Genomic DNA, 24644 nt, shown 5'->3' with positions numbered 1-24644 from the left:
GAGTGTCCCTGATCGCTTCTGACCACTTCCGCATCGTTGTCGGCCTCGGCAAGAGCGGCATGTCCCTGGTTCGCTTCCTGGCGAACCGGGGCGTGTCGTTTGCTGTCGCCGACACGCGGGAAAATCCACCGGAACTGGCCACGCTCAAGCGTGACTATCCGCACGTGGAAGTGCGTTGTGGCGAGCTGGACGTCGAGTTCCTGTGCCGTGCCGACGAGCTCTACGTGAGCCCCGGCCTGGCGCTGGCGACCCCGGCCCTGCAGGCTGCCGCCGCCCGTGGCGTGAAGTTGTCCGGCGACATCGAGCTGTTCGCGCGTAACGCGAAGGCGCCGATTGTCGCCATCAGCGGTTCCAATGCGAAAAGCACCGTCACCACCCTGGTGGGTGAGATGGCCGTGGCAGCCGGCAAGCGTGTCGCCGTTGGTGGCAATCTCGGCACGCCGGCGCTGGATTTGCTCAGCGATGACGTCGAGTTGTACGTGATGGAGTTGTCGAGCTTCCAGCTCGAAACCACCGATCAACTCAACGCCGAAGTGGCGACCGTGCTCAATATCAGCGAAGACCACATGGACCGCTACAGCGGTCTGCCGGCCTATCACTTGGCCAAGCACCGGATCTTCCGGGGTGCCCGGCAGTTTGTGGTCAATCGTCAGGACGCCCTGAGCCGTCCGCTGATGGGCGAAGGTCAGCCGTGCTGGACCTTCGGTTTGAGCAAACCCGATTTCAAGGCCTTCGGGATCCGGGAAGAGGACGGCGAGAAGTACCTGGCCTTCGAATTCCAGAACCTGATGCCAGTGCGCGAATTGAAGATTCGTGGCGCGCATAACCAGTCCAACGCTCTGGCGGCTTTGGCGCTGGGCCACGCCGTGGGGTTGCCGTTCGACGCCATGCTTTCGGCCTTGCGCAATTTCGCCGGGCTTGAGCATCGCTGCCAATGGGTACGCGAGCTCGATGGCGTGAGCTATTACAACGATTCCAAAGCCACCAACGTCGGCGCCGCGCTGGCCGCCATCGAAGGCCTGGGTGCGGACATCGACGGCAAACTCGTGCTGATCGCCGGTGGCGATGGCAAGGGTGCCGAGTTCAAGGACCTGCGTGATCCGGTCGCGGCCAACTGCCGCGCCGTCATTTTGATGGGCCGTGATTCCGACAAGATCGGCGAGGCCATCGGCGACGCCGTGCCACTGATTCGCGTCGGCTCGCTGATCGAAGCAGTCGCCCAATGCCGCGCCATCGCCGAAAAGGGCGACGCGGTGCTGCTGTCGCCGGCCTGCGCCAGTTTCGACATGTTCAAGAACTACGAAGATCGCGGTCACCAGTTTGTCCGCGCCGTGGAGGACTTGGCATGAGCCTCCTGAATATCATCAAGCCGTACCCGTCGCCGATCATCACTGGGCGCGGCATTGACCTCGATTTCCCGATGCTCGCCGGTTGCCTGGCACTGCTGGGGCTGGGGCTGGTGATGATTGCATCGGCATCCACTGAAGTGGCGGCGGTGCAATCGGGCAGTGCCCTGTATTACATGATCCGCCACCTGATCTACGTGGTGCTGGGCCTTGGTGCCTGCATCGTCAGCATGATGATTCCGATTGCTACCTGGCAACGCCTGGGCTGGCTGATGCTGATTGGCGCTTTCGGTTTGCTGGTGATGGTGATCATCCCCGGGATCGGTCGCGAGGTGAACGGTTCGATGCGCTGGATCGGCTTCAGCTTCTTCAACGTTCAGCCTTCCGAGATCGCCAAGGTGTTCGTGGTGATCTACCTCGCCGGTTATCTGGTGCGTCGCCAGAAAGAAGTGCGTGAAAGCTGGATGGGCTTCTTCAAGCCGTTCATCGTTCTGCTGCCGATGGCGGGCCTGTTGCTGATGGAGCCGGACTTCGGTGCCACGGTCGTGATGATGGGGGCCGCTGCGGCGATGCTGTTCCTCGGCGGCGTCGGGCTGTTCCGTTTTTCCCTGATGGTTGTCCTGGCTGTCGGTGCGGTGGTGTTGTTGATTCAAATGCAGCCGTATCGAATGGCGCGACTGACCAACTTCGCGGACCCGTGGGCCGACCAGTTCGGTGCGGGCTATCAGTTATCTCAAGCCTTGATTGCTTTCGGTCGTGGCGAATGGCTGGGCGTTGGCCTGGGCAACAGCGTGCAGAAGCAGTTCTACCTGCCGGAAGCCCACACTGACTTCGTGTTCTCGGTGCTGGCCGAAGAACTGGGGGCCGTGGGTTCGTTGTGCACCCTGGCGCTGTTCGTCTTTGTCTGTATTCGTGGCATGTACATCGGTTACTGGGCCGAGAAGGCCAAACAGTTTTTCGCCGCTTACATTGCGTATGGCTTGTCGTTCCTGTGGATCGGTCAGTTTCTGATCAACATCGGAGTGAACGTGGGCCTGCTGCCAACCAAGGGGCTGACCCTGCCATTCCTCAGTTATGGCGGCAGCTCGTTGGTGATCTGCTGTGCCTGTCTTGGCTTGTTGTTGCGCATCGAGTGGGAGAGTCGAACCCACTTGGGCAGTGAAGAGATGGAGTTCCATGAGAGCGACTTCGCCGAGGAGCCGACCCATGGGCGCTAACGTATTGATCATGGCGGGCGGCACCGGGGGCCACGTGTTCCCGGCACTGGCCTGCGCTCGCGAGTTCCAGGCCCGCGGTTACACCGTGCACTGGTTGGGCACACCGCGCGGGATCGAGAACGATCTGGTGCCGGCGGCCGGCCTTCAATTGCATCGGATCAACGCCAGCGGTTTGCGCGGCAAGGGCAAATTGTCCCTGCTCATGGCGCCTTTCATGTTGCTCAAGTCGATCTGGCAGGCACGGGCGGTCATTCGTCAGCTGCGGCCAGTCTGCGTGGTCGGCTTCGGAGGTTATGTGACCGGGCCGGGCGGTGTTGCAGCCAAATTGTCCGGCGTGCCGGTGATCGTTCATGAGCAGAACGCCGTCGCCGGTACCGCCAATCGGTTGCTGGTGCCGTTGGCCGCCCGAGTCTGTGAAGCGTTCCCCGACACCTTTACCCTGTCGAACAGCCGTCGCACCACCGGTAACCCGGTGCGTACCGAGCTGTTCCTCGAAACACCGCGACCTGCCCTGGCCGGTCGCAAGGCGCGTTTGCTGATCCTGGGCGGAAGCCTGGGCGCAGAGCCGTTGAACAAATTGCTGCCTGAAGCCCTGTCGCAAGTCGCTGCCGACCTGCGTCCGGACGTGTTTCATCAGGCCGGCAAAAACCACGATGAAGTGACTGCAGAGCGCTATCGCGCAGCTGGCGTCGAGGCGCACGTGCAGCCTTTCATCAAAGACATGGCCCAAGCCTATGGCTGGGCCGACCTGGTGGTGTGCCGTGCAGGCGCATTGACCATCAGTGAACTGGCGGCTGCCGGTCTGCCCTCGATGCTGGTGCCTTTGCCCCACGCGATCGACGATCACCAGACCCGCAACGCCGATTATTTGGCCCGTGAAGGCGCTGCCTTCCTGATGCCGCAAAGAACGACTGGCGCAGCGGACCTTGCCGCTCGCCTGACAGAGGTCTTGATGCAACCGCAACGACTCAACGACATGGCCACCGCGGCACGCCGCCTGGCCAAACCCGATGCCACTCGTAACGTGGTCGATACCTGCCTGGAGGTGGCCCATGGTTGAGAACAAAAAAGCCATGCCGCACCCGGAAATGCGCCGCATCCGTCGCATCCACTTCGTCGGTATCGGCGGCGTGGGCATGTGCGGCATTGCCGAAGTGTTGCTGAACCTGGGCTATGAAGTATCCGGTTCCGACCTCAAGGCATCGCCGGTGACCGAGCGCCTGGAATCCTTCGGCGCCCACATTTATATCGGCCACCGTGCCGAGAACGCCGCGAACGCCGATGTGCTGGTCACCTCAAGCGCTGTGAACACGTCCAACCCGGAAGTGGCCACCGCCCTGGAACGCCGTATTCCGGTGGTACCACGGGCCGAGATGCTGGCTGAACTGATGCGCTACCGCCACGGCATCGCCGTCGCCGGTACCCACGGCAAAACCACCACCACCAGCCTGATCGCTTCGGTGTTCGCCGCCGGTGGCCTGGACCCGACATTCGTGATCGGTGGTCGTCTGAATGCCGCGGGCACCAATGCCCAGCTCGGCACCAGCCGCTACCTGATTGCCGAAGCCGACGAAAGCGATGCCAGCTTCCTGCACTTGCAACCGCTGGTGGCTGTGGTCACCAATATCGACGCCGACCACATGGCGACCTACGACGGCGACTTCAACAAGCTGAAGAAAACCTTCGTCGAGTTCCTGCACAACCTGCCGTTCTATGGTCTGGCGGTGATGTGCCTGGACGATCCGGTGGTGCGTGAAATCCTCCCGCAGGTGAAGCGTCCGACGGTCACTTATGGCTTTGGCGACGATGCCGACGTGCGTGCCATCAATGTGCGCCAACAAGGCATGCAGACCTTCTTTACCGTGTTGCGTCCTGATCGCGAGCCGCTGGATGTGTCGGTGAACATGCCGGGCAACCACAACGTGCTGAACGCATTGGCGACCATTTGCATTGCCACTGACGAGGGCGTCAGCGATGAAGCCATCGTCCAGGGCCTGTCCGGGTTCCAGGGTGTCGGTCGTCGCTTCCAGGTGTACGGCGAACTGCCGGTTGAGAGTGGCAACGTGATGCTGGTGGACGACTACGGTCATCACCCGACCGAAGTCGCGGCCGTGATCAAAGCCGTGCGCGGTGGCTGGCCGGAGCGTCGTCTGGTGATGGTGTATCAGCCACACCGTTACAGCCGCACCCGCGACTTGTACGACGATTTCGTCAATGTGCTGGCCGACGCCAATGTGCTGCTGTTGATGGAAGTCTACCCGGCCGGTGAAGAACCGATTCCGGGTGCTGACAGCCGCAAGCTGTGCAACAGCATTCGCCAGCGCGGTCAGCTCGACCCGATCTACATCGAGCGTGGCGTCGACCTCGCGCCAATCGTCAAGCCGCTGCTGCGTGCCGGCGACATTCTGTTGTGCCAGGGCGCCGGTGATATCGGCGGTCTCGCACCGAAACTATTGAACAGTCCGTTGTTCGCTGGCGCGGTTGCCGTGCCAAGCGTGGGGAAGTTGAAATGACTGCTGCTTACGCCAACCTCGTTTCCACGATCGCGCCGAAAGATTTCGGCCGTGTCGCCGTGCTGTTCGGCGGCAAGAGTGCCGAGCGTGAAGTCTCCCTGAAATCGGGTAACGCGGTGCTCGACGCACTGCAAAGCGCCGGTGTGGACGCCTTCGGCATCGATGTGGGCGATGACCTGCTGCAGCGTCTGCTGAACGAGAAAATCGACCGCGCCTTCATCATCCTCCACGGTCGTGGCGGTGAAGACGGCAGCATGCAGGGCCTGCTGGAATGCGCAGGGATTCCGTACACCGGCAGCGGCATTCTGGCCTCGGCCCTGGCCATGGACAAATTGCGCACCAAGCAGGTCTGGCACAGCCTCGGTATTCCGACGCCACGCCACGCGGTACTGAGCTCTGAGGCCGATTGTATTTCGGCGGCCACGGAACTGGGCTTCCCTTTGATCGTCAAACCGGCCCATGAAGGTTCCAGTATCGGTATGGCCAAAGTGACTTCCGCGTCTGAATTGATCGACGCGTGGAAAGCGGCCAGTACCTACGATTCGCAAGTGTTGGTCGAGCAATGGATTCAAGGTCCGGAGTTCACCATCGCCACCCTGCGTGACCAGGTGTTGCCTCCAATTGCCCTGGGCACAACCCACAGTTTCTACGACTACGACGCCAAGTACGTGGCTTCCGATACCCAGTACCGGATTCCGTGTGGCCTGGACAGCAACAAGGAAAAAGAACTCATGGACCTCACGGCCAAAGCCTGTGAGGCGCTGGGGATCGCCGGTTGGGGCAGGGCAGACGTGATGCAGGACGCCGATGGGCAGTTCTGGTTCCTGGAAGTCAATACCGCACCGGGGATGACCGATCACAGCCTGGTTCCGATGGCGGCCCGTGCCGCTGGCCTGGATTTCCAGCAATTGGTTCTGGCGATTCTGGCCGCCAGCGTTACCGGCAATGCTGCCGGTAACCAAGAGCCGACAAGAGGTTAAGACCATGCAAGGCGCTCAGCTACGTCATCAGCCTTCCGCTCCCGGCCGCAAGCCGGTGCCGCGGGGTGCCAGCCGAATGGTGGCCAAAGAGCCGATGTCTGCGCGCCTGCCGAAAGCCAATTTTGGTTTTCTGAAAAGTCTGTTCTGGCCCGTGCTGTTGGTCGCGCTGGGGTTTGGCACTTATGAAGGCGCACAGCGTTTGCTGCCGTACGCCGACCGGCCGATCACCAGGATCGCGGTGCAGGGTGACTTGAGTTACATCAGCCAGCAAGCGGTGCAGCAGCGGATCGCCCCATTCGTGGCGTCGAGCTTCTTCACCATCGACCTGGCGGGCATGCGCACCGAGCTTGAACAGATGCCATGGATTGCCCACGCCGAAGTGCGCAGGGTATGGCCCGATCAGGTGGTGATTCGCCTGGAAGAACAACTGCCGGTGGCCCGTTGGGGCGATGAGTCGCTGTTGAACAACCAGGGGCAGGCGTTCACCCCGCGTGAACTGGCGAACTACGAACACTTGCCGCAGTTGTTCGGCCCGCAGCGGGCCCAGCAGCAAGTGATGCAGCAATACCAGGTGCTGAGCCAGATGCTCAGGCCCTTGGGCTTCTCGATTGCACGCCTGGAGTTGCGTGAACGAGGCAGTTGGTTCCTGACCACCGGCGCCGGCAGCGCGGGCCCGGGAATCGAACTGCTGCTGGGACGCGGCAAGCTGGTGGAAAAGATGCGCCGCTTCATTGCCATCTATGACAAGACGCTCAAAGAGCAGATTACGAACATTGCGCGCATCGATCTGCGCTACGCCAACGGCCTCGCTGTTGGCTGGCGGGAACCTGTAGCGCCCACGACAGCCCAACCCGCTGTCGCGCAGAATTAAGAAGAGGCAGGACCATGGCAAACGTGCAAAGCGGCAAAATGATCGTCGGTCTCGATATCGGCACCTCCAAGGTGGTGGCGCTGGTAGGCGAGGTCTCGGACGACGGCACGCTCGAAATCGTCGGGATCGGTACTCATCCGTCCCGCGGCCTGAAAAAAGGCGTAGTGGTGAACATCGAGTCCACCGTGCAATCGATCCAGCGCGCGATCGAAGAAGCGCAGCTGATGGCCGGTTGCCGGATCCACTCGGCATTTGTCGGCGTGGCGGGCAATCACATTCGCAGCCTGAACTCCCACGGCATCGTGGCGATTCGTGATCGCGAAGTCAGCTCTGCCGACCTTGAGCGCGTTCTTGACGCTGCCCAGGCGGTGGCGATCCCGGCTGACCAGCGCGTGCTGCATACCCTGCCGCAAGATTACGTGATCGATAACCAGGAAGGCGTTCGCGAGCCGCTGGGCATGTCCGGCGTGCGTCTGGAGGCCAAGGTTCACGTTGTCACTTGCGCCGTCAACGCCGCACAGAACATTGAAAAATGTGTACGCCGCTGCGGTCTGGAAATCGACGACATCATTCTCGAGCAGTTGGCCTCGGCCTACTCGGTCCTGACCGACGACGAGAAAGAATTGGGTGTGTGCCTGGTGGACATCGGCGGTGGCACCACTGACATCGCGATCTTCACCGAAGGCGCGATCCGCCACACCGCGGTGATTCCGATTGCGGGCGATCAGGTGACCAACGACATCGCCATGGCGCTGCGCACCCCGACCCAATACGCCGAAGAAATCAAGATTCGCTACGCCTGTGCCCTGGCCAAACTGGCGGGTGCCGGTGAAACCATCAAGGTGCCGAGCGTCGGCGACCGTCCACCGCGCGAACTGTCACGTCAGGCCCTGGCCGAAGTGGTCGAGCCGCGTTACGACGAGCTGTTCACCCTGATCCAGGCCGAACTGCGTCGCAGTGGCTACGAAGACCTGATCCCGGCCGGCATCGTGCTGACCGGCGGTACGTCGAAGATGGAAGGCGCGGTGGAACTGGCTGAAGAAATCTTCCACATGCCGGTTCGCTTGGGCGTGCCGCATGGCGTCAAGGGCCTGGACGACGTGGTCCGCAACCCGATTTATTCCACCGGCGTCGGCCTGTTGATGTACGGCCTGCAGAAGCAGTCCGACGGGATTTCGTTCTCGGGCATCGGCAGCCGCGACAGCTACAGCAACGACGAACCGAAAGTTGCCTTGCTCGATCGCTTCAAGAGCTGGGTCCAAGGCAACTTCTGACAAAGCAGTTTCAAGCGACAAGTTTCAAGCGGCATGCGGTAAAAGCAGCAAAACGCAGTAGGCGAAAAAAACTAGAGAACGTAAGGAGAGGGAACATGTTCGAACTCGTAGACAACATCCCCGCAAGCCCGGTAATTAAAGTTATCGGTGTTGGCGGTGGCGGCGGCAACGCTGTCAATCACATGGTCAAGAGCAACATTGAAGGCGTTGAATTCATCTGCGCCAACACTGATGCCCAGGCGCTGAAAAGCATCAGCGCGCGGACCATCCTGCAACTGGGTACCAGCGTGACCAAAGGTCTGGGCGCCGGTGCCAACCCTGAAGTAGGTCGTCAGGCCGCTCTCGAGGACCGTGAGCGCATTGCCGAAGTCCTGCAGGGCACCAACATGGTGTTCATCACTACCGGCATGGGCGGTGGTACCGGTACCGGTGCTGCGCCAATCATTGCCGAAGTGGCCAAGGAAATGGGGATCCTCACCGTAGCGGTAGTGACCCGTCCGTTCCCGTTCGAAGGTCGCAAGCGCATGCAGCTCGCCGACGAAGGTATTCGTCTGCTGTCTGAAAGCGTCGACTCGTTGATCACCATTCCCAACGAGAAGCTGTTGACCATCCTCGGTAAAGACGCCAGCCTGCTGTCGGCTTTCGCCAAGGCTGACGATGTACTGGCCGGTGCCGTTCGCGGTATCTCCGACATCATCAAGCGTCCGGGCATGATCAACGTTGACTTCGCCGACGTACGCACCGTGATGTCCGAAATGGGCATGGCGATGATGGGCACTGGCTGCGCCAGCGGTCCGAACCGTGCGCGCGAAGCCACCGAGGCGGCTATTCGCAACCCGTTGCTCGAAGACGTGAACCTGCAAGGCGCACGCGGCATCCTGGTGAACATCACCGCCGGTCCTGACCTGTCCCTGGGTGAGTACTCCGACGTGGGTAGCATCATCGAAGCCTTCGCTTCCGAGCACGCGATGGTCAAGGTCGGTACCGTTATCGATCCGGACATGCGCGACGAGCTGCATGTGACTGTTGTAGCCACCGGTTTAGGCGCTAAAATCGAGAAGCCTGTCAAGGTCATCGACAATACCGTTCACACCTCGATGGCCTCCCAGCCACAACAACAAGCCCCTGTTCGTCAGGAACAGCCTGCGGTGAATTACCGTGACCTGGACCGTCCGACCGTCATGCGCAACCAGGCTCAGGCCGGTGCTGCGACTGCCGCGAAGATGAACCCGCAAGATGACCTGGACTACCTGGACATCCCGGCTTTCCTGCGTCGTCAGGCCGATTGATGAAATGTATCAGGGGTATTAGGGTGATTGGTGTTCAGCAAAGGTCTGGTCTGCTATCATCGCCAGCCTTTGTTGATACCAGTTCGCAATTTGCGCTGAAGCGGCCCATGCCATGATAAAACAACGCACCCTGAAGAATATTATCCGTGCCACAGGTGTCGGCCTGCACTCCGGGGAGAAGGTCTACCTGACCCTCAAGCCAGCGCCCGTCGACACCGGCATTGTGTTTTGTCGTGCTGACCTCGACCCTGTGGTGCAGATTCCTGCCCGCGCGGAAAACGTTGGCGAAACCACTATGTCGACCACGCTTGTTAACGGTGACGTCAAAGTGGACACGGTGGAGCACCTGCTCTCGGCCATGGCTGGCCTGGGCATCGATAACGCCTACGTCGAGCTCTCCGCGTCCGAAGTCCCGATCATGGATGGTAGCGCTGGACCCTTCGTATTCCTGATTCAATCGGCCGGCCTGGAAGAACAGGACGCCGCCAAGAAGTTCATCCGGATCCTGCGGGAAGTGACAGTGGAAGACGGCGACAAGCGCGCCACTTTCGTCCCTTTCGAAGGTTTCAAGGTGAGCTTCGAGATCGATTTCGATCACCCGGTTTTCCGTGACCGCACACAAAGTGCAAGCGTGGATTTTTCCAGCACTTCGTTCGTAAAAGAAGTCAGCCGCGCCCGTACCTTTGGTTTCATGAGTGACATCGAGTACCTGCGCAAGCACAACCTCGCACTCGGCGGCAGCGTTGAAAACGCAATCGTGGTCGACGCGGATGGTGTACTGAACGAAGATGGCCTTCGCTATGAAGACGAATTCGTGAAGCACAAGATCCTCGATGCAATTGGTGACCTCTACCTGCTGGGCAATAGCCTGATTGGTGAGTTCAAGGGCTTCAAGTCCGGACATGCATTGAACAACCAGCTGCTGCGCAAGTTGATTGAGCAGACAGATGCTTGGGAAGTCGTGACGTTCGAAGACGCCAGCACTGCACCGATCTCTTACATGCGTCCTGTTGCGGCCGTGTAAGCAAAAAACCTCTCTAGTTTTTTAAAGGCTACCTTCGGGTGGCCTTTTTTTATGGGGGCGGGAAAGTGGTGTTTTGTGGTGTCTGCCATGGCCTCTTCGCGGGCAAGCCTCGCTCCTACGGGACAGCGGCGCATTTAATTTCCACACTTCGTAGGAGCGAGGCTTGCCCGCGAAGAGGCCGGCCGCCACACCGTAGATCTCAGTCTGCTGCAACCACCCGATTCCGACCACTTTCCTTGGCCTGATACAGCGCCTTGTCTGCCCTATACAACAACTGCTCCAGGCTGATATCGGATGCCGTCGTCCAGGTGCTGATACCAATACTGACAGTAATCGGCGATGCATCGTCCCCCACCAATGGCAGCTGCTCCACGGCTGCGCGAATGGTGTCGGCAATCTGTTGCGCGCCAACGCTGTCGGTTTCAGCCAGAATCACCGAAAACTCCTCGCCACCGTAACGGGCAACCAGGTCCGCCGGCCGTCGAACATGGGTGCTGATCACCTTGGCTACCCAGCGCAGGGCATCATCGCCGCCCTGATGGCCATGGCGATCGTTGTACGCCTTGAAGTGATCGACATCGATCATCAGCACCGACAAGGGCAGGCCGGAACGTTGGGCGCGAAACCATTCATGGTGCAAGGCCTGATCCAGGCTTCGACGGTTGGCCAGGCCGGTCAAGGGGTCGGTAGCGGCCAGTTGTGACAGTTCATGCTCGGCGCTTTGGCGTCGACGCAATTCCCGGCAGAGCAACCAGGTCAGCCACAGCAAGCTCACACACAGGGCAATGGTCGCAAAGCTGACCACCACGGCAGTGCGCTTCCACGCCGCAAAGACTTCATCGCTCGATAGCGCAACGATGACGATCAACGGCAAGTTCCCGACCTTGGAGAACGTGTACAAGCGCTTTTCCTGGTAGCGGCTGGACAGGCTGGTGAAGCTGCCGTTGCCTTCTTTGACGATGCGCTGGAAATTGGGACGGTGACTGAAGTTCTTGCCGATCAGCTCTTCGGCCAGTTGTGGTTGTTGAGCCAGAAGTGTCCCGTCCTTGCTGATCAGATTGACCGTGCTGTCGCGCCCGATGTTCAAGCTGTTGAACAACTGATCGAAGTAACTCAAGCGCATGGCGGCTTCGGCCACACCCAGGAACTCACCGTGGGGGCCGTTCACCCGGCGGCTGAAACTGATTCGCCAATCCTGTTCCGGCGACCGGGCTCTGAAGGGGGGACTGATGAACATACCCGGGTCCGGGTTATCCACGTGAGACTGGAAGAATTCACGATCGGCATAGTTGCCTTGCCTGGGCTCAACCGAGGCCGAGTCGGCGATCACGTCGCCCTTGTTGTCGAGCAACAAAATGTTGCCTTTGTAGGGCGCGGCAGTGGCACGGTCGAAATAGGCCAGATGGCGAATGGCCGGGGACACGCTCTTGAGGTCTTCTCGCTGGGAGGCAGCGATCAAACCCAGCAGGGACACATCATAGAGTTCGACATTGCGCAGGACGTCGGCATCGATCAATTGCACGATATTGTTGGCGGCACGAGCGGCGGACAATTCGGCATTGGCGCGTTCACGGATCAGCAGGAACGCCACGATGCTCAGTATCGCAATCACCAACAACAAACTACCCAGAACCAGAAGCCGCTCCGATCGTGTCGAACGGATCGGATGTTGAGATTTCGCACTGCTCACACTCATGGTTCTGACTTCTGCAAATAAGGCGTTATGAAAGTTCTTTTACAACAATCGGGCAGAGTCCCAGAAACCGGTCGCGTCCAGAGCGCCTGTATAAATGCCGGATAAAAAAAAGGCCAGCAAAACATGCTGGCCTTTTGCTAATTGAAGCTTAGAAGACATTCAGTGGGTAGTCGATAATTACCCTGGCTCGGTAGTTTGTGGCGAGGGGGCTCGCCCCCGTTGGGCTGCGAAGCGGCCCCTGAACCGCGTGAGACCCCACCTCAGTCCGTGGTTGCCAGCGCCGACAGCGGTGCGGGTTTAGGCCGATGGAATATCCGCTCGAGCCATAAGTAGATGACCGGCGTGGTGAACAGCGTCAGCGCCTGGCTCACCAGCAAACCGCCGACCACGGCGATGCCCAATGGCTGGCGCAGTTCGGCGCCGGTGCCGTAGCCGAGCATCAGCGGCAGGGCGCCGAGCAGGGCGGCGAGGGTGGTCATGATGATTGGCCGGAACCGCGTCATACAGGCCTCATAGATCGCCTCTTCCGGCATCAGGCCACGGTTGCGCTGGGCGTCCAGCGCGAAATCGATCATCAGGATGCCGTTTTTCTTGACGATACCGATCAGCAGCACCAGCCCGATCAGCGCCATGATCGAAAAGTCCTGGCCGCAGATCCACAGCATGATCACCGCCCCGAGCCCCGCCGAGGGCAGCGTCGAAATGATCGTCAGCGGGTGCACGAAGCTTTCGTACAGAACGCCAAGAATGATGTACACCGCCAGCAGCGCCGCCAGAATCAGCCACGGCTGGCTGGCCAATGAACTTTGGAACGCCTGGGCCGCCCCCTGGAAATTACCGCTGATGGCCACCGGCATACCGATATCGGTCTTGGCTTGGTTGAGCATAATCACCGCATCGCCGAGCGCGACGCCGGGCGCCAGGTTGAACGACAGGTTGGCCGCCGGGAACATCCCGTCGTGAGCGATGGACAACGGGCCGATGGTGGGCGCCTCGAATTTCGCCAGGGCCGACAGCGGCACCATTTCCCCGCTCAGCGGCGAACGCAGGTAGAAATAGTTGAGGCTTTCGGCCTTGCCGCGCTGCTTGGTGTCCAGTTCCAGAATCACATTGTATTGGTTGGTCTGGGTCTGGAACTCGTTTATCTGCCGCTGGCCGAAGGCGTCATACAGCGCTTCATCGACATCGCTGGCGGTCAGGCCGAAACGCGCCGCCGCGCTACGGTCGATGCTGATGTGGGTGATGCTGCCGCCCAATTGCAGGTCATTGGAAATATCGCGGAACGCCGGGTTGGCGCGCAGTTTTTCCGTCAGGCGCTGGGTCCAGGTGCTCAGGAGTGCCCCGTCGTTGCTCTTGAGCACATATTGGTACTGCGCGCGGCTCGGGCCGGCGCTGAGGTTGATGTCTTGCCCGGCGCGCAGGTACAGCACGATGCCCGGGACTTTCATCAGTTGTGGACGAATCCGGTCGATGAATTGACTGGCCGATACGTCCCGCTCGCTGCGTTTTTTCAGCGAAATCCAGAAGCGGCCGTTGGCAATGGTCTGGTTGCTGCCCGCAACGCCGACCGAGTGGGAGAACGTCGCTACGGCGGGATCGGCGGCGACGATTTCGGCCATCGCCAAGTGTTTTTTCACCATGTTGCCGTAGGAAATGTCTGCCGCCGCTTCGGTGGTGCCAAGAACGAAACCGGTGTCTTGTACCGGGAAGAAGCCTTTAGGGATAAAGATGTAACCGGCGATGGCCAGCCCCAGCGATAGACCGAATACACCGATCATCAACTTCTGATGGGCGAGGGCGCGGCGCAAGCCTTTTTCATAAAGCGCCAGCAAGCGCTCGCCGAAGCCCGATCGGCTGTGTTCCGGCGCACGCATGAATAGCGCGGCCAACGTCGGCGCAAGTGTCAGGGACACCACCACGGAAATCATGATGGTCGAGGTGGCGGTCAGGGCGAACTCCTTGAACAGCCGCCCGACCACACCGCCCATGAACAGCAGCGGAATGAACGCCGCCACCAGCGAGAAGCTGATGGAAACCACAGTAAAACCGATTTCGCCGGCGCCCTTGATGGCCGCTTCGCGCATACCGTCGCCGGCTTCCAGGTGACGGTGAATGTTTTCCACCACCACAATCGCATCGTCCACCACAAACCCGACGGACACCACGATCGCCACCAGCGTCAGGTTATTCAGGCTGAAGCCCATGATGTACATCAGGGCGAAACTGGCGATCAGCGACACACCGAGCACCGAGGCCACGATCAGGGTCGCCGATAACTGCCGCAGGAACAGCGCCATCACCGCGACCACCAGCAGGATCGCGATCAGCAGAGTGACTTCCACTTCATGCAACGAAGCGCGGATGGTCTGGGTGCGGTCGACCAACACCTTGACCTGCACCGAGGCCGGCAGCATGGCCTCCAGCGTCGGCAGGGCCGCTTGAATACGGTCGACGGTCTCGACGATGTTGGCCCCCGGTTGCCGGAAAATCACCAGGTTCACCCCCGGCTGACCGTCAGCCCAGGCCTGAATGTAGGCGTCTTCCGAACCGTTGACGACTTTCGCTACATCCTTGAGATGAACCGGTGCGCCGTCCTTGTAGGAAACAATCAGCTGACCGTATTCCTCGGGGTGGAACAATTGGTCGTTGGTGGACAAGGTCGAAATGCTCGACTCGCCATACAACGCACCCTTGGCCAGGTTGAGGCTGGTCTGCTGGATCGCCAGGCGAATGTCCGCCAGGGTCAGGCCGATGGCGGCGAGTTTGTCCGCTGACGCCTGTACGCGGATCGCCGGACGTTGCTGACCGGTGATGTTGATATTGCCTACGCCGTCGATCTGGCTGATCTGACGGGCGAGCAGGGTTTCCACCAGGTCACTGACTTCGGTGCCGGGCATTTGCGGCGAGTTGATGCTGAGGATCAGCACCGGGCTGTCGGCCGGGTTGACCTTTCTCCAGTTCGGCAGGTTCGGCATGTCTTTGGGCAGTTTGCCGGCGGCGGTGTTGATCGCGGCCTGGACTTCCTGCGCGGCGGTGTCGATGCTTTTTTCGAGGGTGAATTGCAAGGTCAGAATGGTCGAGCCCAGGGCGCTGCTCGAGGTCATCTGGGTCACGCCGGGGATGGCGCTGAATTGCACTTCAAGCGGTGTGGCCACCGACGAGGCCATGGTTTCGGGGTTGGCACCGGGCAATTGCGCGGCGACCTGGATGGTCGGGAATTCCGCTTCCGGCAGTGGCGCAATCGACAGTCGCGGGAAGGCGATGACACCGAGCAGTACCAAGGCAAAGGTCAGCAGGACCGTCGCCACCGGATGATCGATGCACCATGCGGAAATCGAGCCATGGCCCTTCATGGTTTCGGCTCCGATTGCACCACTTGCGGCGGCTCGGTCACCACCTGCACGGTGGAACCCGGTTTGAGCCGCGAATGCCCGTCGCTGACCAGCACATCGCCCGCTTTCACGCCTTTGATGAGGTCTTGGCCGCTGCCTTGGTAAACCATCTGCACCTGAACGGCTTCGACCTTATCGCCGTTGACCCGATAGACAAAATGTTGATCGGGGCCACGTTGTACGACGGAGGGCGGAACCACCAGCGCATTTTTATCCAGTGCTGTCTGAATTTTTACCGTTACCAGCAGGCCTGGCCAGAGTTTCTGGGCGGGGTTGGCGAACTCGGCCTTGGCGCGGATGGTCCCGGTGTTGGCGTTGATCTGGTTGTCGATCAGGGTCAGGCGGCCCTCGCCTAGCAGGTTGCCGGTTTCGCCGTCGGTGTCGGCACCGATGTAGGCCTTGACCGGCGTGTGCTGGGGATCGTTGATCAGGCCTTGCAGGGTCGGCAACAGGTGTTGCGGCAGGGAAAATTCCACGGCGATCGGGTCGATCTGGGTCACCGTGAACAAGCCTTGGGTGTCGCTCATGCGCAGGAAATTGCCTTCGTCCACCGTGCGAATACCGACGCGACCGGTGACCGGGGAGCGAATCTGTGTGTAGGAAAGCTGAACCAGAGCGGCGTCGATCGAGGCCTGATTGCCTTGGGCGGTGGCTTTGAGTTGGTTGACCAGAGCTTGTTGCTGGTCATAGGTCTGCTTGGACACGCCGTCGTCGACGCTCAGCAGCTTGTAGCGTTTGAGGTTGACCTGAGCCACTTGCAGTTGCGCCTGACTTTCACCCAGTTGCGCCCGGGCCTGGTCGAGGCTGGCGCGGATCGAGCGGTCGTCGATCATGGCCAGCAGATCACCTTTGTTCACCAATTGGCCTTCCTTGACCAGCAGCTTGGTGAGGATGCCGTCGATCTGCGGACGCACGACCACGCTGTGCAACGACAACACCGAGCCAATGCCGCTGATGTAGCGGGGCACGTCTTTTTCGGCGACGCTGACCACTCGCACGGGAATGGCGGTGGAAGGGGCCAATTTGGTCGTGGCGGGTTTGGCGGCGTACCACACGCCCAGCGCTGCCAGGGTGATCAGAAGGGCGGCGAACAGGGCGATTTTTTTCTGAATTCGCATGCGAGTGGGGCGCCGGGCAGAGTGGTCGGAGTGTTATCAGGTTTATACCTTCCTTTATAAACCTGTTCGCCCGTCAGGAGAGTGACTGGTAACTGACGGCGCTGTCAGTTTGGACCTCTTTGGATTGATGCGGATTCCCCCTGATCAAAAGCTGAAGGCGAGCTAACGCTCGGCCTAATGATGGTGATGGCGGGTGCACCGCTCCACTGTAGGAGCGGGCTTGCCCGCGATAGCGGCAGGTCGGTCAACACAAAACCCGACTGACCCACTGCAGCTTGCGGCTCCGGACACAGGTATACTGCCGCCTTTCGCGGCTCGCCTACCGGGCCCGACTCTTTGAGCATCACCCGGAGCTTTCATGACTTCCCCGACCCAACCGCCGGTTGCCGACGCTTTGAGCGACGACCAGGCAGACCTGCCAGACAGCGTCGACTCCAGCGCAGACAGCGAAACCAAAGCAGCGATCCCGGCATTCAAGTTTCCGTTCAAGCCAGGTGAATTGGCCGCGGCGAAAAATGCCAGCCAGCCTTGGTACAAGAACGGCGCCAAGAATGGCCATACCAAAACCCCGGGGGCAGCACCTCCTGGCACTCGTCGTTCGATGGGTAAGCGCTGAGAATCAGGCATATGTTGGCGGGTAATTATTCCTCCCGCCAATGAGACAGTTCCCACAAGGACGCGCGATTACTCCTCTAGGAAAGGCGGTTGTCATTTGTCAAGAATTCACGCCCTGTGAATTTTTGATGAAGGTCGCCAGATGTCTCTGCTGAAAACCCTGTCCCTGCTCTCTCTGGTGGCCCTGACCTCCGGCTGCGTGTCCTCTGCGGTCGATCCGCAGATCCGCTTCGGGGTCGAAGCCCTGGTTCCACCGTTCGAGAGCCGTAACGACAAAGGTGAGCTGGTCGGATTGAACATCGAGTTGGGCAACGCATTGTGTGCTGAACTCGAATCCCGCTGTGTCTGGATCGATCAGGATTACGCGACTAACCTCCCTGCCCTTGAAGCCGGCCGCTTCGACGTGATCATGCCGATGACGGCTACACAGGCGCGGCGCGAACGGGTCGATTTCACCGACAATCTTTATCCCCTGAACAGCCGTCTGGTAGCGCGCAAAGGCGCGACGTTGCAAACGGATGTGCAATCGCTCAAAGGCAAACGTATCGGCGTGCTGGCGGGTACCAGTCGTGAAGCGTTCGCCAAGGCGCGTTGGGCGGACGCAGGTGTAACGGTGCGCAGTTTTCAATTCAACGATCAGTTGATTGCCAGTCTTCTGGCGGGTGAGATCGATGCCACGCTGCAAGACTCCATCGAAATCACTCAAGCGTTGCTAAGCCAACCTCAGGGGCAGGCGTTCGACTTCGCCAGTCCCGCCCTCAATGATCCGATGCTGGGCAATGGTGTGGCGATGGCAGTGCGCAAAAGCGACACCCGCTTGCGCGATAACCTGAATGCGGCCCTTGAGCGCCTCAAGCACAATGGTCAGTACCAAGCGATTACCGAGCGCTACTTGCCGCCAGCAGTACCTGATTCCCCACGTTACTTTCCGAATGAAGAAGGCTTGCCATTTTCCGATGCGGTACAGGCCGGTGAGACCCTTTATCTTTCCGGGATGCTCGGTCTGGATGCCGATGGCCAACTGGTCAAGGGCGGGATTGGCCCGCAAATGACCCAGGCCATGGAGAACCTGCGCACCGAACTGCAACGCCGAGGCTCTTCCCTCTCTCATGTGGCCAAATGCACGGTCATACTGGCCGATATCAAAGACTTCGATGCCATGAATGCGGTATACCGCCAGGCTTTCCCGGCCGATCGCCTACCTGCCCGGACAACGTTCGCGGCTAAAAAACTGCTGGCGAATGCTCGAGTGGAAATCGAATGCCTTGCGGTTGCTGCTCGCTGATTCACCATCAGACAAACCGCTGCGCAACCAATGTTGTGCAGTGGTTAAGTGTTTCAAGCTGCCCGCAACGAAATAAACCCATAGCTGACCGGTGTATCGGTTGCCACCTGTGCACCCGCTGCTTGCACTTGCCTGGCAATATCTTCACCCGACACGTGAAACAGCCAGTCACTGCTCGACTTTATCTGCGATTGCGTTGAAACCTGATCGATGACCGTGGCAAACGCGTTCATATCCGGCAAATAAGCGGTAAAGCCATCACCCTTCAATGCTGTCGTCCGAATCCCCAATAACGCGCAAATCGCCTCCTTGGTCTGAATCTCATCGCGATCGGCCTGACGGGAGCGCTGGATCAATTCCGTCAGTTGCTGATCCACCAACTCACCCCCGATGATCAAATCCGGCCCTGCTTCCCAGGACTCGGGCGGGCATTCCTTGATTGCCGGGTTGAGCGGGATGTGCGGGTTGATTTCCATCGGGTAGATGCGGCATACCAGCGGTCGGCGTTCGTAGATACGGCAGAGGTTGTCTTCGTCAAGATTACGGCAGGGGCCGACGTTGTAGGCGGCAAAGGTGATCGCCACATGCGCCTGGCAGGCGCCGCTTCGAACCACCACCGAGCGGCGTTCGGCGTGTTCGCGTTGCTGCGTGGGCAGGCCCAGGCCATTGGCGAGAAAGGCCTCCACCAGCACGATCACCTGACCGCCGTCAGCCGCCCACATCCGGGCTTCGGCCAGTGTCAGGGGCACGTGGTGGTCGTTGCAGCATTTGCCACAACCTACGCAGGAAAACGTTGTATTCATGGAACGGCCAGTCACCTTTGAAGGTATGAAATGGCGACAAAAAGCCACCGCAAAGGCCTGGGCCGAAGCAAGTTATGCGCCAGTCACTGCGCTTTTGCGGGTGGGCGGATGGAGTCCCACTCGGTCACATAGGCGGTTTTGCTTTTCTTGTTGTAGAGGCACAGCTCAGTGCCTTGCTGGTCTTTCATGTGTTTCTGCGGGTACTGGCCTTGCAGCAGGAGCGCGGTATATCCGACCCGGTCATCGAATTGCGCGACGTTGCCGACGGGTTTGACGTTTTTCAGGCCGCTGGTTTTGGTGCAACTGGCGAGCACGGCTTTGTCGTGGGTGGCCCAGGCATCGGGGCTGGAGGCATGGGCTTGGGTGGTGAGGGCAGTGAGGCAGAGGAAGGTCAGGGTGGTGGCTTTCATGGTTTGGGCATCCTTGGCGTGTGGTGGCCGAGGTCGGAGTATGCCTGATGGTTTTGGATGGTTGTGCGGGCCTCTTCGCGGGCAAGCCTCGCTCCTGCACAGGTCATGTATCGTTCACCGAACCTGTAGGAGCGAGGCTTGCCCGCGAAGGCGGTGTCAGGTTGGAACCGGCTCCCGGCGGACCACATACATCCCGGCACTTTCGTACAAACGCTGGGCCCGGAGGTTATTTTCCAGCACCTTCAGATCCACGTAGCCTTCGCGGCGTTGCTGAAACACCTTGAAAGCATTGAGTAGCAGCGCACGGCCAAGTCCGAGGCCTTGAGCGCGCGGATGCACCACCAGGCTCTTGATGTAGGCACTGGTCCAGCACTGGGCGACGCCGACGATTCCTTCGGCGTCGATCGCGATGAAGCACAGGGACGGATCGTATTCGGGATCGGTTTCGAAACGCTGTTGCCAGACTTCCAGCGCCGGTACGCGACCGCTACCTTCCCGATAGCCCAGTTCCATCAAATGATGAACGGCTTCAGCGAGCTCGGGACGGTATTGGGTCAACTCAATGCCGTTTGGCCAAGTGAAAGGCGGCACATCCTCAGCGAGGTTGCGCCGCATCAGAAAACAAAAGGTCTCGGCCACCACTCAATGACCTTGTTCAGTGACGGCCCTGGCCGCCGCGATCAGGCATTTGGTCAGTTCCGGTGAGGAGAATTTGGTCAGCACCGCGTTGGCTCCGGCCAGTCGAGCCTTCTCGCTGTTCATCGCGCTGTCCAGCGAGGTGTGCAGCAATACATAGAGGTGCGAGAAGTCCGGGGTTTCGCGCAATGTGCGAGTGAGGGCATAGCCGTCCATTTCCGACATTTCGATATCGGAGACGATCAGGTTGATTTGCTGGGCGGTGCCTTGCAGGTCCAGCAGGCAGTCGATGGCTTCCCTGGCGCTGCGAGCGGTGTGGCATTGCAGGCCGAGGTTGCGCAGGGTGTGTACCGATTGTTGCAGGGCGACCTGGCTGTCATCGACCACCAGGATTCGTGCGTTGCCGAGGACTTCGGCGTCTTCCATGCTCAATTCGGTCGGGGCCGTTTCGATCTGCGCCGGCGCGATGCCGTGGATGACCTTTTCGATGTCCAGCACTTGCACCAGCGTGCCGTCGACAGAGGTCACGCCAGTGATGTACGAACGCACGCCACCGGAGCCGAAGGGCGGTGGACGGATGTCGGTGGTCAGGCAATGGACGATCTTGCTCACTGCTTGAACGTGCAAGCCCTGCTTGGAGCGGCTGACGTCGGTGACGATCAGGCAGCCACCGTTCGGGTCTTCCAGCGGTCGCTCGCCGATGGCGCGGCTCAGGTCGATCACCGACAGCGATGCGCCGCGCAGGGTGGCGATGCCTTTGACGTGAGGGTGCGACTCCGGCAGCCTGGTCAGCGGCGGGCAGGGGATGATTTCGCTGACTTTCAGCAGGTTGATCGCCATCAGCTTGCCGCTGCGCAAGGTAAACAGCAGAAGCGAAAGTGAATCTGCGCGGGCTTTGTTGGAAGACATAAAAACCTTCTGTGGAAAAAGGTGATGGGCGATTGTGCGATCGCCAACAGCTATCGATGCCGGGTTATCGACTTGGCGGAGGCAGGCTTTAGGAGTAATCCCCATTGCCGCCCAAACAAACCCCTGTGGCGAGGGGGCTTGCCTGTGGCGAGGGGGCTTGCCCCCGTTGGAGTGCGAAGCGCTCCCGTTTTTTCCAGAGTACAACCTCATCGCTGGTTTCACGACCGCTTCGCGGCCGAACGGGGGCAAGCCCCCTCGCCACAGAAGTTCCTAACCATGATGCCGGGGTTACTTCATCCCCAACCGCTTGGCCATTCGTCCAAGGTTCGCCCGATCCAGACCCAGCTCCCGCGCCGCACTGGCCCAGTTGTTCTGGTGCCGTTCCAGGCAAGCGCTGATCAGTTGGCGCTGATAATGTTCGGTGGCTTTACGCAAATCCCCTGTAATTAATGCAGCCGTCGGTGCCGCAACCTGCGGTTCTGGCGCCGGTTCAATGCTGGCGTTGGGCAAGTCCAGATCCGCCGCGCTCAAGCTGAGAATTTTTGGCCGTTGCTTGCAGTTACCCAGCGCCTTCAACGCACTGCGACCAATCAAATGTTCCAGCTCCCGCACGTTCCCCGGCCAGGCATAGGCCAACAATGCCGCCTGCGCATCGCTGGTCAGGCGCAGGCTGTTGAGGCCCATGCGTGAGCGGTTTTGTTCCAGGAAAAAGCCACTGAGCAACAACACATCCCGACCGCGATCCCTCAGCGCAGGCACCAGCAGCGGATAAACACTCAGGCGATGATAGAAGTCGGCACGGTAGCGACCGCTGCGCACTTCTTCGGCCAGATCGCGGTTGGTCGCGGCAATCAATCGTACGTCGACCTGATGTTCCTGGTCCGACCCCAGCCGCTGCAATTGCCCGCTCTGCAACACTCGCAGCAATTTGGCTTGCACCGTCAGCGACAGTTCGCCCACTTCATCGAGGAACAACGTACCGCCATTGGCCAGTTCGAATTTGCCACGCCGATCATTCGTCGCCCCGGTGAAAGCACCGCGCACATGGCCGAACAATTCGCTTTCCACCAGCGTGTCGGGCAGGGCAGCGCAATTGAGGCTGATAATCGGTTTGTCGGCCCGGGGCGACGCCGCGTGAATGGCCTGCGCCACCAGCTCTTTGCCGACCCCGGTTTCGCCGGTGATCAGCACCGTCAGGTCGCTGCCGCCCACCAGGCTGATCTCTTCCATCAATCGTTTGTAAGTCTTGCTCTGGCCGATCATTTCCCGGTTCTGCTGGCCGCTGGCCTGACGGTAAACCTCGGCGCGCTGATGTTCGTCTTCGACGCGATTGGCCAGTCGTTCGATGCGCTCGGCGGCGTTGACCGTGGCGGCGGCGAGGCCGGCGAAGGCTTGCAGGGCATCCAGCTCGATCGATTGGAAACGTTCAGGAGCGAGCGCGTCGAGGGTCAACAAACCCCACGCACGCTCGTCGATAAACAGCGGGCAGCCCATGCAGTCGTGGACTTCCAGGTGATCGTGAAGGCCGACGACCAGACCGTCATAAGGGTCGGGCAAATCGCTGTCGGCGGCGAAACGAGTTGGGCCGGGACTGCTGAGCAGCGCTTCGAAGCGCGGGTGTTCGCTGACTTTGAAACGTCGACCGAGGGTGTCGGTGCTCAATCCATCCACAGCCAGCGGCACCAGCCATTCGCCATCGAGTCGCAGCAGGGCGGCGGCGTCGCACGGGAGCAGGGCACGCATGGCCTCGAGCAAGCGTCGATAACGCTCGCCTTCGGGCAGTTCGCGGGACAGGTCGGAGACCAGGGGCAGCAGGGTCGTGAGCAGTAATTTTGCAGTCATAATGACTCCGTGTAGTCGGTGTGACTATAAAGCGTCGCGTGTCGATATGACTACTTCGTTTTTAAGTTGATGATTTGTAAGGGTTTAATTGTTGGCATGGAAACTGATAGGTGAAAGATATTCACATAAAGCTCAGGAGTCGCCCTTTATGCTTAGCGTTCAAGACCGTGCAATTATCAAATCCACCGTGCCCTTGCTGGAAAGCGGCGGCGAAGCGTTGATCACTCACTTCTATCGCATGATGCTCTCCGAATACCCGGAAGTCCGTCCGCTGTTCAACCAGGCTCACCAAGCCAGTGGCGATCAGCCACGCGCCCTGGCCAACGGTGTATTGATGTATGCGCGGCACATCGACCAGCTCGATCAGTTGGGCGACCTGGTGAGCAAAATCATCAACAAGCACGTGGCCCTGCAAATCCTGCCGGAGCATTACCCGATTGTGGGCAGCTGCCTGTTGCGAGCGATCTCCGAAGTGCTGGGCGAAGAGATCGCCACGCCTGAAGTGATGAGTGCCTGGGGCGCGGCCTATGGTCAATTGGCCGAGATCCTGATCGGCGCCGAAGCCAGCATCTACGACCAGAAAGCCCAGGCGCCGGGCGGCTGGCGTGGTGCGCGGGAATTCATCGTGGCGGCCAAGGTCGAGGAGAGCGCGGAAATCACCTCGTTCTACTTCGAGCCGGCGGACAAGGGCCCGATTCTTGCGGCAGAGCCAGGCCAGTACATCGGCATGAAACTGATCCTCGATGGCGAAGAAATTCGACGCAACTATTCGCTGTCGGCGCTGGCGAACAAAGGTCAGTACCGCATCAGCGTCAAACGCGAAACCGGCGGCCGCGCTTCCAACCATTTGCACGATCAACTGCACGTCGGCGCAAGCATCATGCTGTTCCCGCCAGCGGGCGATTTCACCCTGACCGCCAGCGACAAACCGCTGGTGCTGATCAGTGGCGGTGTCGGCATTACTCCGACATTGCCGATGCTCGAAGCGGCGCTGGCGACCCAGCGGCCGGTGCATTTTATCCACTGCGCGCGCAACGGTAGCGTGCATGCCTTCCGTGACTGGATCGATGGCTTGGCCGAGCGTCATCCGCAGCTCAAGCGTTTTTATTGCTATGCCGAAGACGACGGCATCAGCCCGGCGGCGGACAAGGTTGGCCTGTTGAGCCAGGCGCAACTGGGCGAGTGGCTGCCGGAACAGCGTGACGTGGATGCGTACTTCCTGGGGCCTAAAGGCTTCATGGCGGCGATCAAGCGTCACCTCAAGGCCTTGGGCGTGCCGGAGAAGCAAAGCCGTTACGAATTCTTCGGGCCGGCTGCCGTGCTGGAATAACTCGCTGGGCGGTTCCCGCGGGGCCGGGTCGGTGTTTCGCTTGTTGGCGAAGCATCGACTCGGCCTTTTTCATATTTGTGTCAGCACCCGACCG

General features: G+C 60.1%; 20 protein-coding genes. 12 read left to right on the top strand and 8 right to left on the bottom strand.

What is annotated here, in order from left to right; all coding sequences use genetic code 11:
• Positions 1 to 2: 2 nt before the first annotated feature.
• The 9 genes from murD to lpxC all read left to right on the top strand — a co-directional run bounded on the left by murD (position 3) and on the right by lpxC (position 10514).
• On the top strand, positions 3 to 1349 hold the full coding sequence (gene murD, locus BZL43_RS12130) for a UDP-N-acetylmuramoyl-L-alanine--D-glutamate ligase (protein WP_095632524.1): 1347 nt from the start codon (positions 3 to 5) through the stop codon (positions 1347 to 1349).
• Positions 1346 to 2563 carry a putative lipid II flippase FtsW gene (gene ftsW, locus BZL43_RS12125; RefSeq protein ID WP_095632523.1) on the top strand — a complete coding sequence of 406 codons (1218 nt, stop codon included), beginning with the start codon at positions 1346 to 1348 and terminating at the stop codon, positions 2561 to 2563. Before murD ends, ftsW begins: the two co-directional genes overlap by 4 nt.
• A complete protein-coding gene (murG, locus tag BZL43_RS12120) occupies positions 2553 to 3623 on the top strand; it encodes an undecaprenyldiphospho-muramoylpentapeptide beta-N-acetylglucosaminyltransferase (protein WP_095632522.1) in 1071 nt (356 codons plus the stop codon). Before ftsW ends, murG begins: the two co-directional genes overlap by 11 nt.
• Entirely contained in the window at positions 3616 to 5076 is a 1461-nt protein-coding gene (gene murC, locus BZL43_RS12115; protein WP_095632521.1) for a UDP-N-acetylmuramate--L-alanine ligase, read from the top strand. Before murG ends, murC begins: the two co-directional genes overlap by 8 nt.
• Positions 5073 to 6056: a D-alanine--D-alanine ligase gene (locus BZL43_RS12110; protein ID WP_095632520.1), complete on the top strand. Its 984-nt coding sequence runs from the start codon at positions 5073 to 5075 to the stop codon at positions 6054 to 6056. The genes murC and BZL43_RS12110 overlap by 4 nt, the downstream gene beginning before the upstream one ends.
• A 4-nt stretch (positions 6057 to 6060) precedes the next feature.
• Positions 6061 to 6927, top strand: coding sequence for a cell division protein FtsQ/DivIB (locus BZL43_RS12105; RefSeq protein ID WP_095632519.1), 867 nt, complete (start codon positions 6061 to 6063; stop codon positions 6925 to 6927).
• A 14-nt stretch (positions 6928 to 6941) separates the two neighbouring features.
• Positions 6942 to 8201: a cell division protein FtsA gene (gene ftsA / locus BZL43_RS12100; RefSeq protein ID WP_007904319.1), complete on the top strand. Its 1260-nt coding sequence runs from the start codon at positions 6942 to 6944 to the stop codon at positions 8199 to 8201.
• Between the two features lie 95 nt (positions 8202 to 8296).
• Positions 8297 to 9490: a cell division protein FtsZ gene (ftsZ, locus tag BZL43_RS12095; protein ID WP_007939850.1), complete on the top strand. Its 1194-nt coding sequence runs from the start codon at positions 8297 to 8299 to the stop codon at positions 9488 to 9490.
• A gap of 112 nt (positions 9491 to 9602) precedes the next feature.
• Entirely contained in the window at positions 9603 to 10514 is a 912-nt protein-coding gene (lpxC, locus tag BZL43_RS12090; protein WP_007939852.1) for a UDP-3-O-acyl-N-acetylglucosamine deacetylase, read from the top strand.
• Between the two features lie 199 nt (positions 10515 to 10713).
• Here the strand turns inward: lpxC and BZL43_RS12085 are convergent, their stop codons facing one another.
• From BZL43_RS12085 to BZL43_RS12075, 3 genes are all read right to left on the bottom strand, one after another.
• On the bottom strand, positions 10714 to 12210 hold the full coding sequence (locus BZL43_RS12085) for a sensor domain-containing diguanylate cyclase (RefSeq protein WP_095632518.1): 1497 nt from the start codon (positions 12208 to 12210) through the stop codon (positions 10714 to 10716).
• A 260-nt stretch (positions 12211 to 12470) separates the two neighbouring features.
• On the bottom strand, positions 12471 to 15563 hold the full coding sequence (locus tag BZL43_RS12080) for a multidrug efflux RND transporter permease subunit (protein WP_095632517.1): 3093 nt from the start codon (positions 15561 to 15563) through the stop codon (positions 12471 to 12473).
• Positions 15560 to 16720: an efflux RND transporter periplasmic adaptor subunit gene (locus BZL43_RS12075; RefSeq protein WP_095632516.1), complete on the bottom strand. Its 1161-nt coding sequence runs from the start codon at positions 16718 to 16720 to the stop codon at positions 15560 to 15562. Before BZL43_RS12075 ends, BZL43_RS12080 begins: the two co-directional genes overlap by 4 nt.
• 358 nt (positions 16721 to 17078) lie before the next feature.
• On the opposite strand from BZL43_RS12075, the gene BZL43_RS12070 reads away from it, so the two are divergent.
• Both BZL43_RS12070 and BZL43_RS12065 read left to right on the top strand, forming a co-directional pair.
• Entirely contained in the window at positions 17079 to 17336 is a 258-nt protein-coding gene (locus BZL43_RS12070; protein WP_007905458.1) for a hypothetical protein, read from the top strand.
• A gap of 141 nt (positions 17337 to 17477) precedes the next feature.
• Complete coding sequence (locus tag BZL43_RS12065) at positions 17478 to 18620, top strand: transporter substrate-binding domain-containing protein (protein ID WP_095632515.1); 1143 nt, start codon at positions 17478 to 17480, stop codon at positions 18618 to 18620.
• Positions 18621 to 18673: 53 nt separating this feature from the next.
• On the opposite strand, the gene BZL43_RS12060 is transcribed toward BZL43_RS12065, so the two are convergent.
• The 5 genes from BZL43_RS12060 to norR form a co-directional block, all read right to left on the bottom strand.
• On the bottom strand, positions 18674 to 19423 hold the full coding sequence (locus BZL43_RS12060; RefSeq protein ID WP_095632514.1) for a YkgJ family cysteine cluster protein: 750 nt from the start codon (positions 19421 to 19423) through the stop codon (positions 18674 to 18676).
• 83 nt (positions 19424 to 19506) lie between these two features.
• The gene (locus BZL43_RS12055) at positions 19507 to 19833 is read right to left on the bottom strand and encodes a hypothetical protein (RefSeq protein ID WP_095632513.1); all 327 of its coding nucleotides are present in this window, start codon (positions 19831 to 19833) and stop codon (positions 19507 to 19509) included.
• Between the two features lie 156 nt (positions 19834 to 19989).
• Positions 19990 to 20448, bottom strand: a complete 459-nt coding sequence (locus tag BZL43_RS12050; protein WP_095632547.1) for a GNAT family N-acetyltransferase — start codon at positions 20446 to 20448, stop codon at positions 19990 to 19992.
• A gap of 27 nt (positions 20449 to 20475) precedes the next feature.
• Entirely contained in the window at positions 20476 to 21378 is a 903-nt protein-coding gene (locus BZL43_RS12045; protein WP_095632512.1) for a chemotaxis protein CheV, read from the bottom strand.
• 288 nt (positions 21379 to 21666) lie between these two features.
• The gene (norR, locus tag BZL43_RS12035) at positions 21667 to 23220 is read right to left on the bottom strand and encodes a nitric oxide reductase transcriptional regulator NorR (protein ID WP_095632510.1); all 1554 of its coding nucleotides are present in this window, start codon (positions 23218 to 23220) and stop codon (positions 21667 to 21669) included.
• 148 nt (positions 23221 to 23368) lie between these two features.
• On the opposite strand from norR, the gene hmpA reads away from it, so the two are divergent.
• Positions 23369 to 24550 (top strand): NO-inducible flavohemoprotein, encoded by a 1182-nt coding sequence (gene hmpA / locus BZL43_RS12030; protein ID WP_095632509.1) that lies wholly within the window; start codon positions 23369 to 23371, stop codon positions 24548 to 24550.
• Positions 24551 to 24644: the final 94 nt, after the last annotated feature.

The organism is Pseudomonas sp. PICF141 (genome assembly GCF_002286815.1).
In the GTDB taxonomy this organism is placed as follows: domain Bacteria; phylum Pseudomonadota; class Gammaproteobacteria; order Pseudomonadales; family Pseudomonadaceae; genus Aquipseudomonas.
Note: the sequence above shows the minus strand (reverse complement) of the source record. Positions and strands in the feature narration are given on the sequence as shown.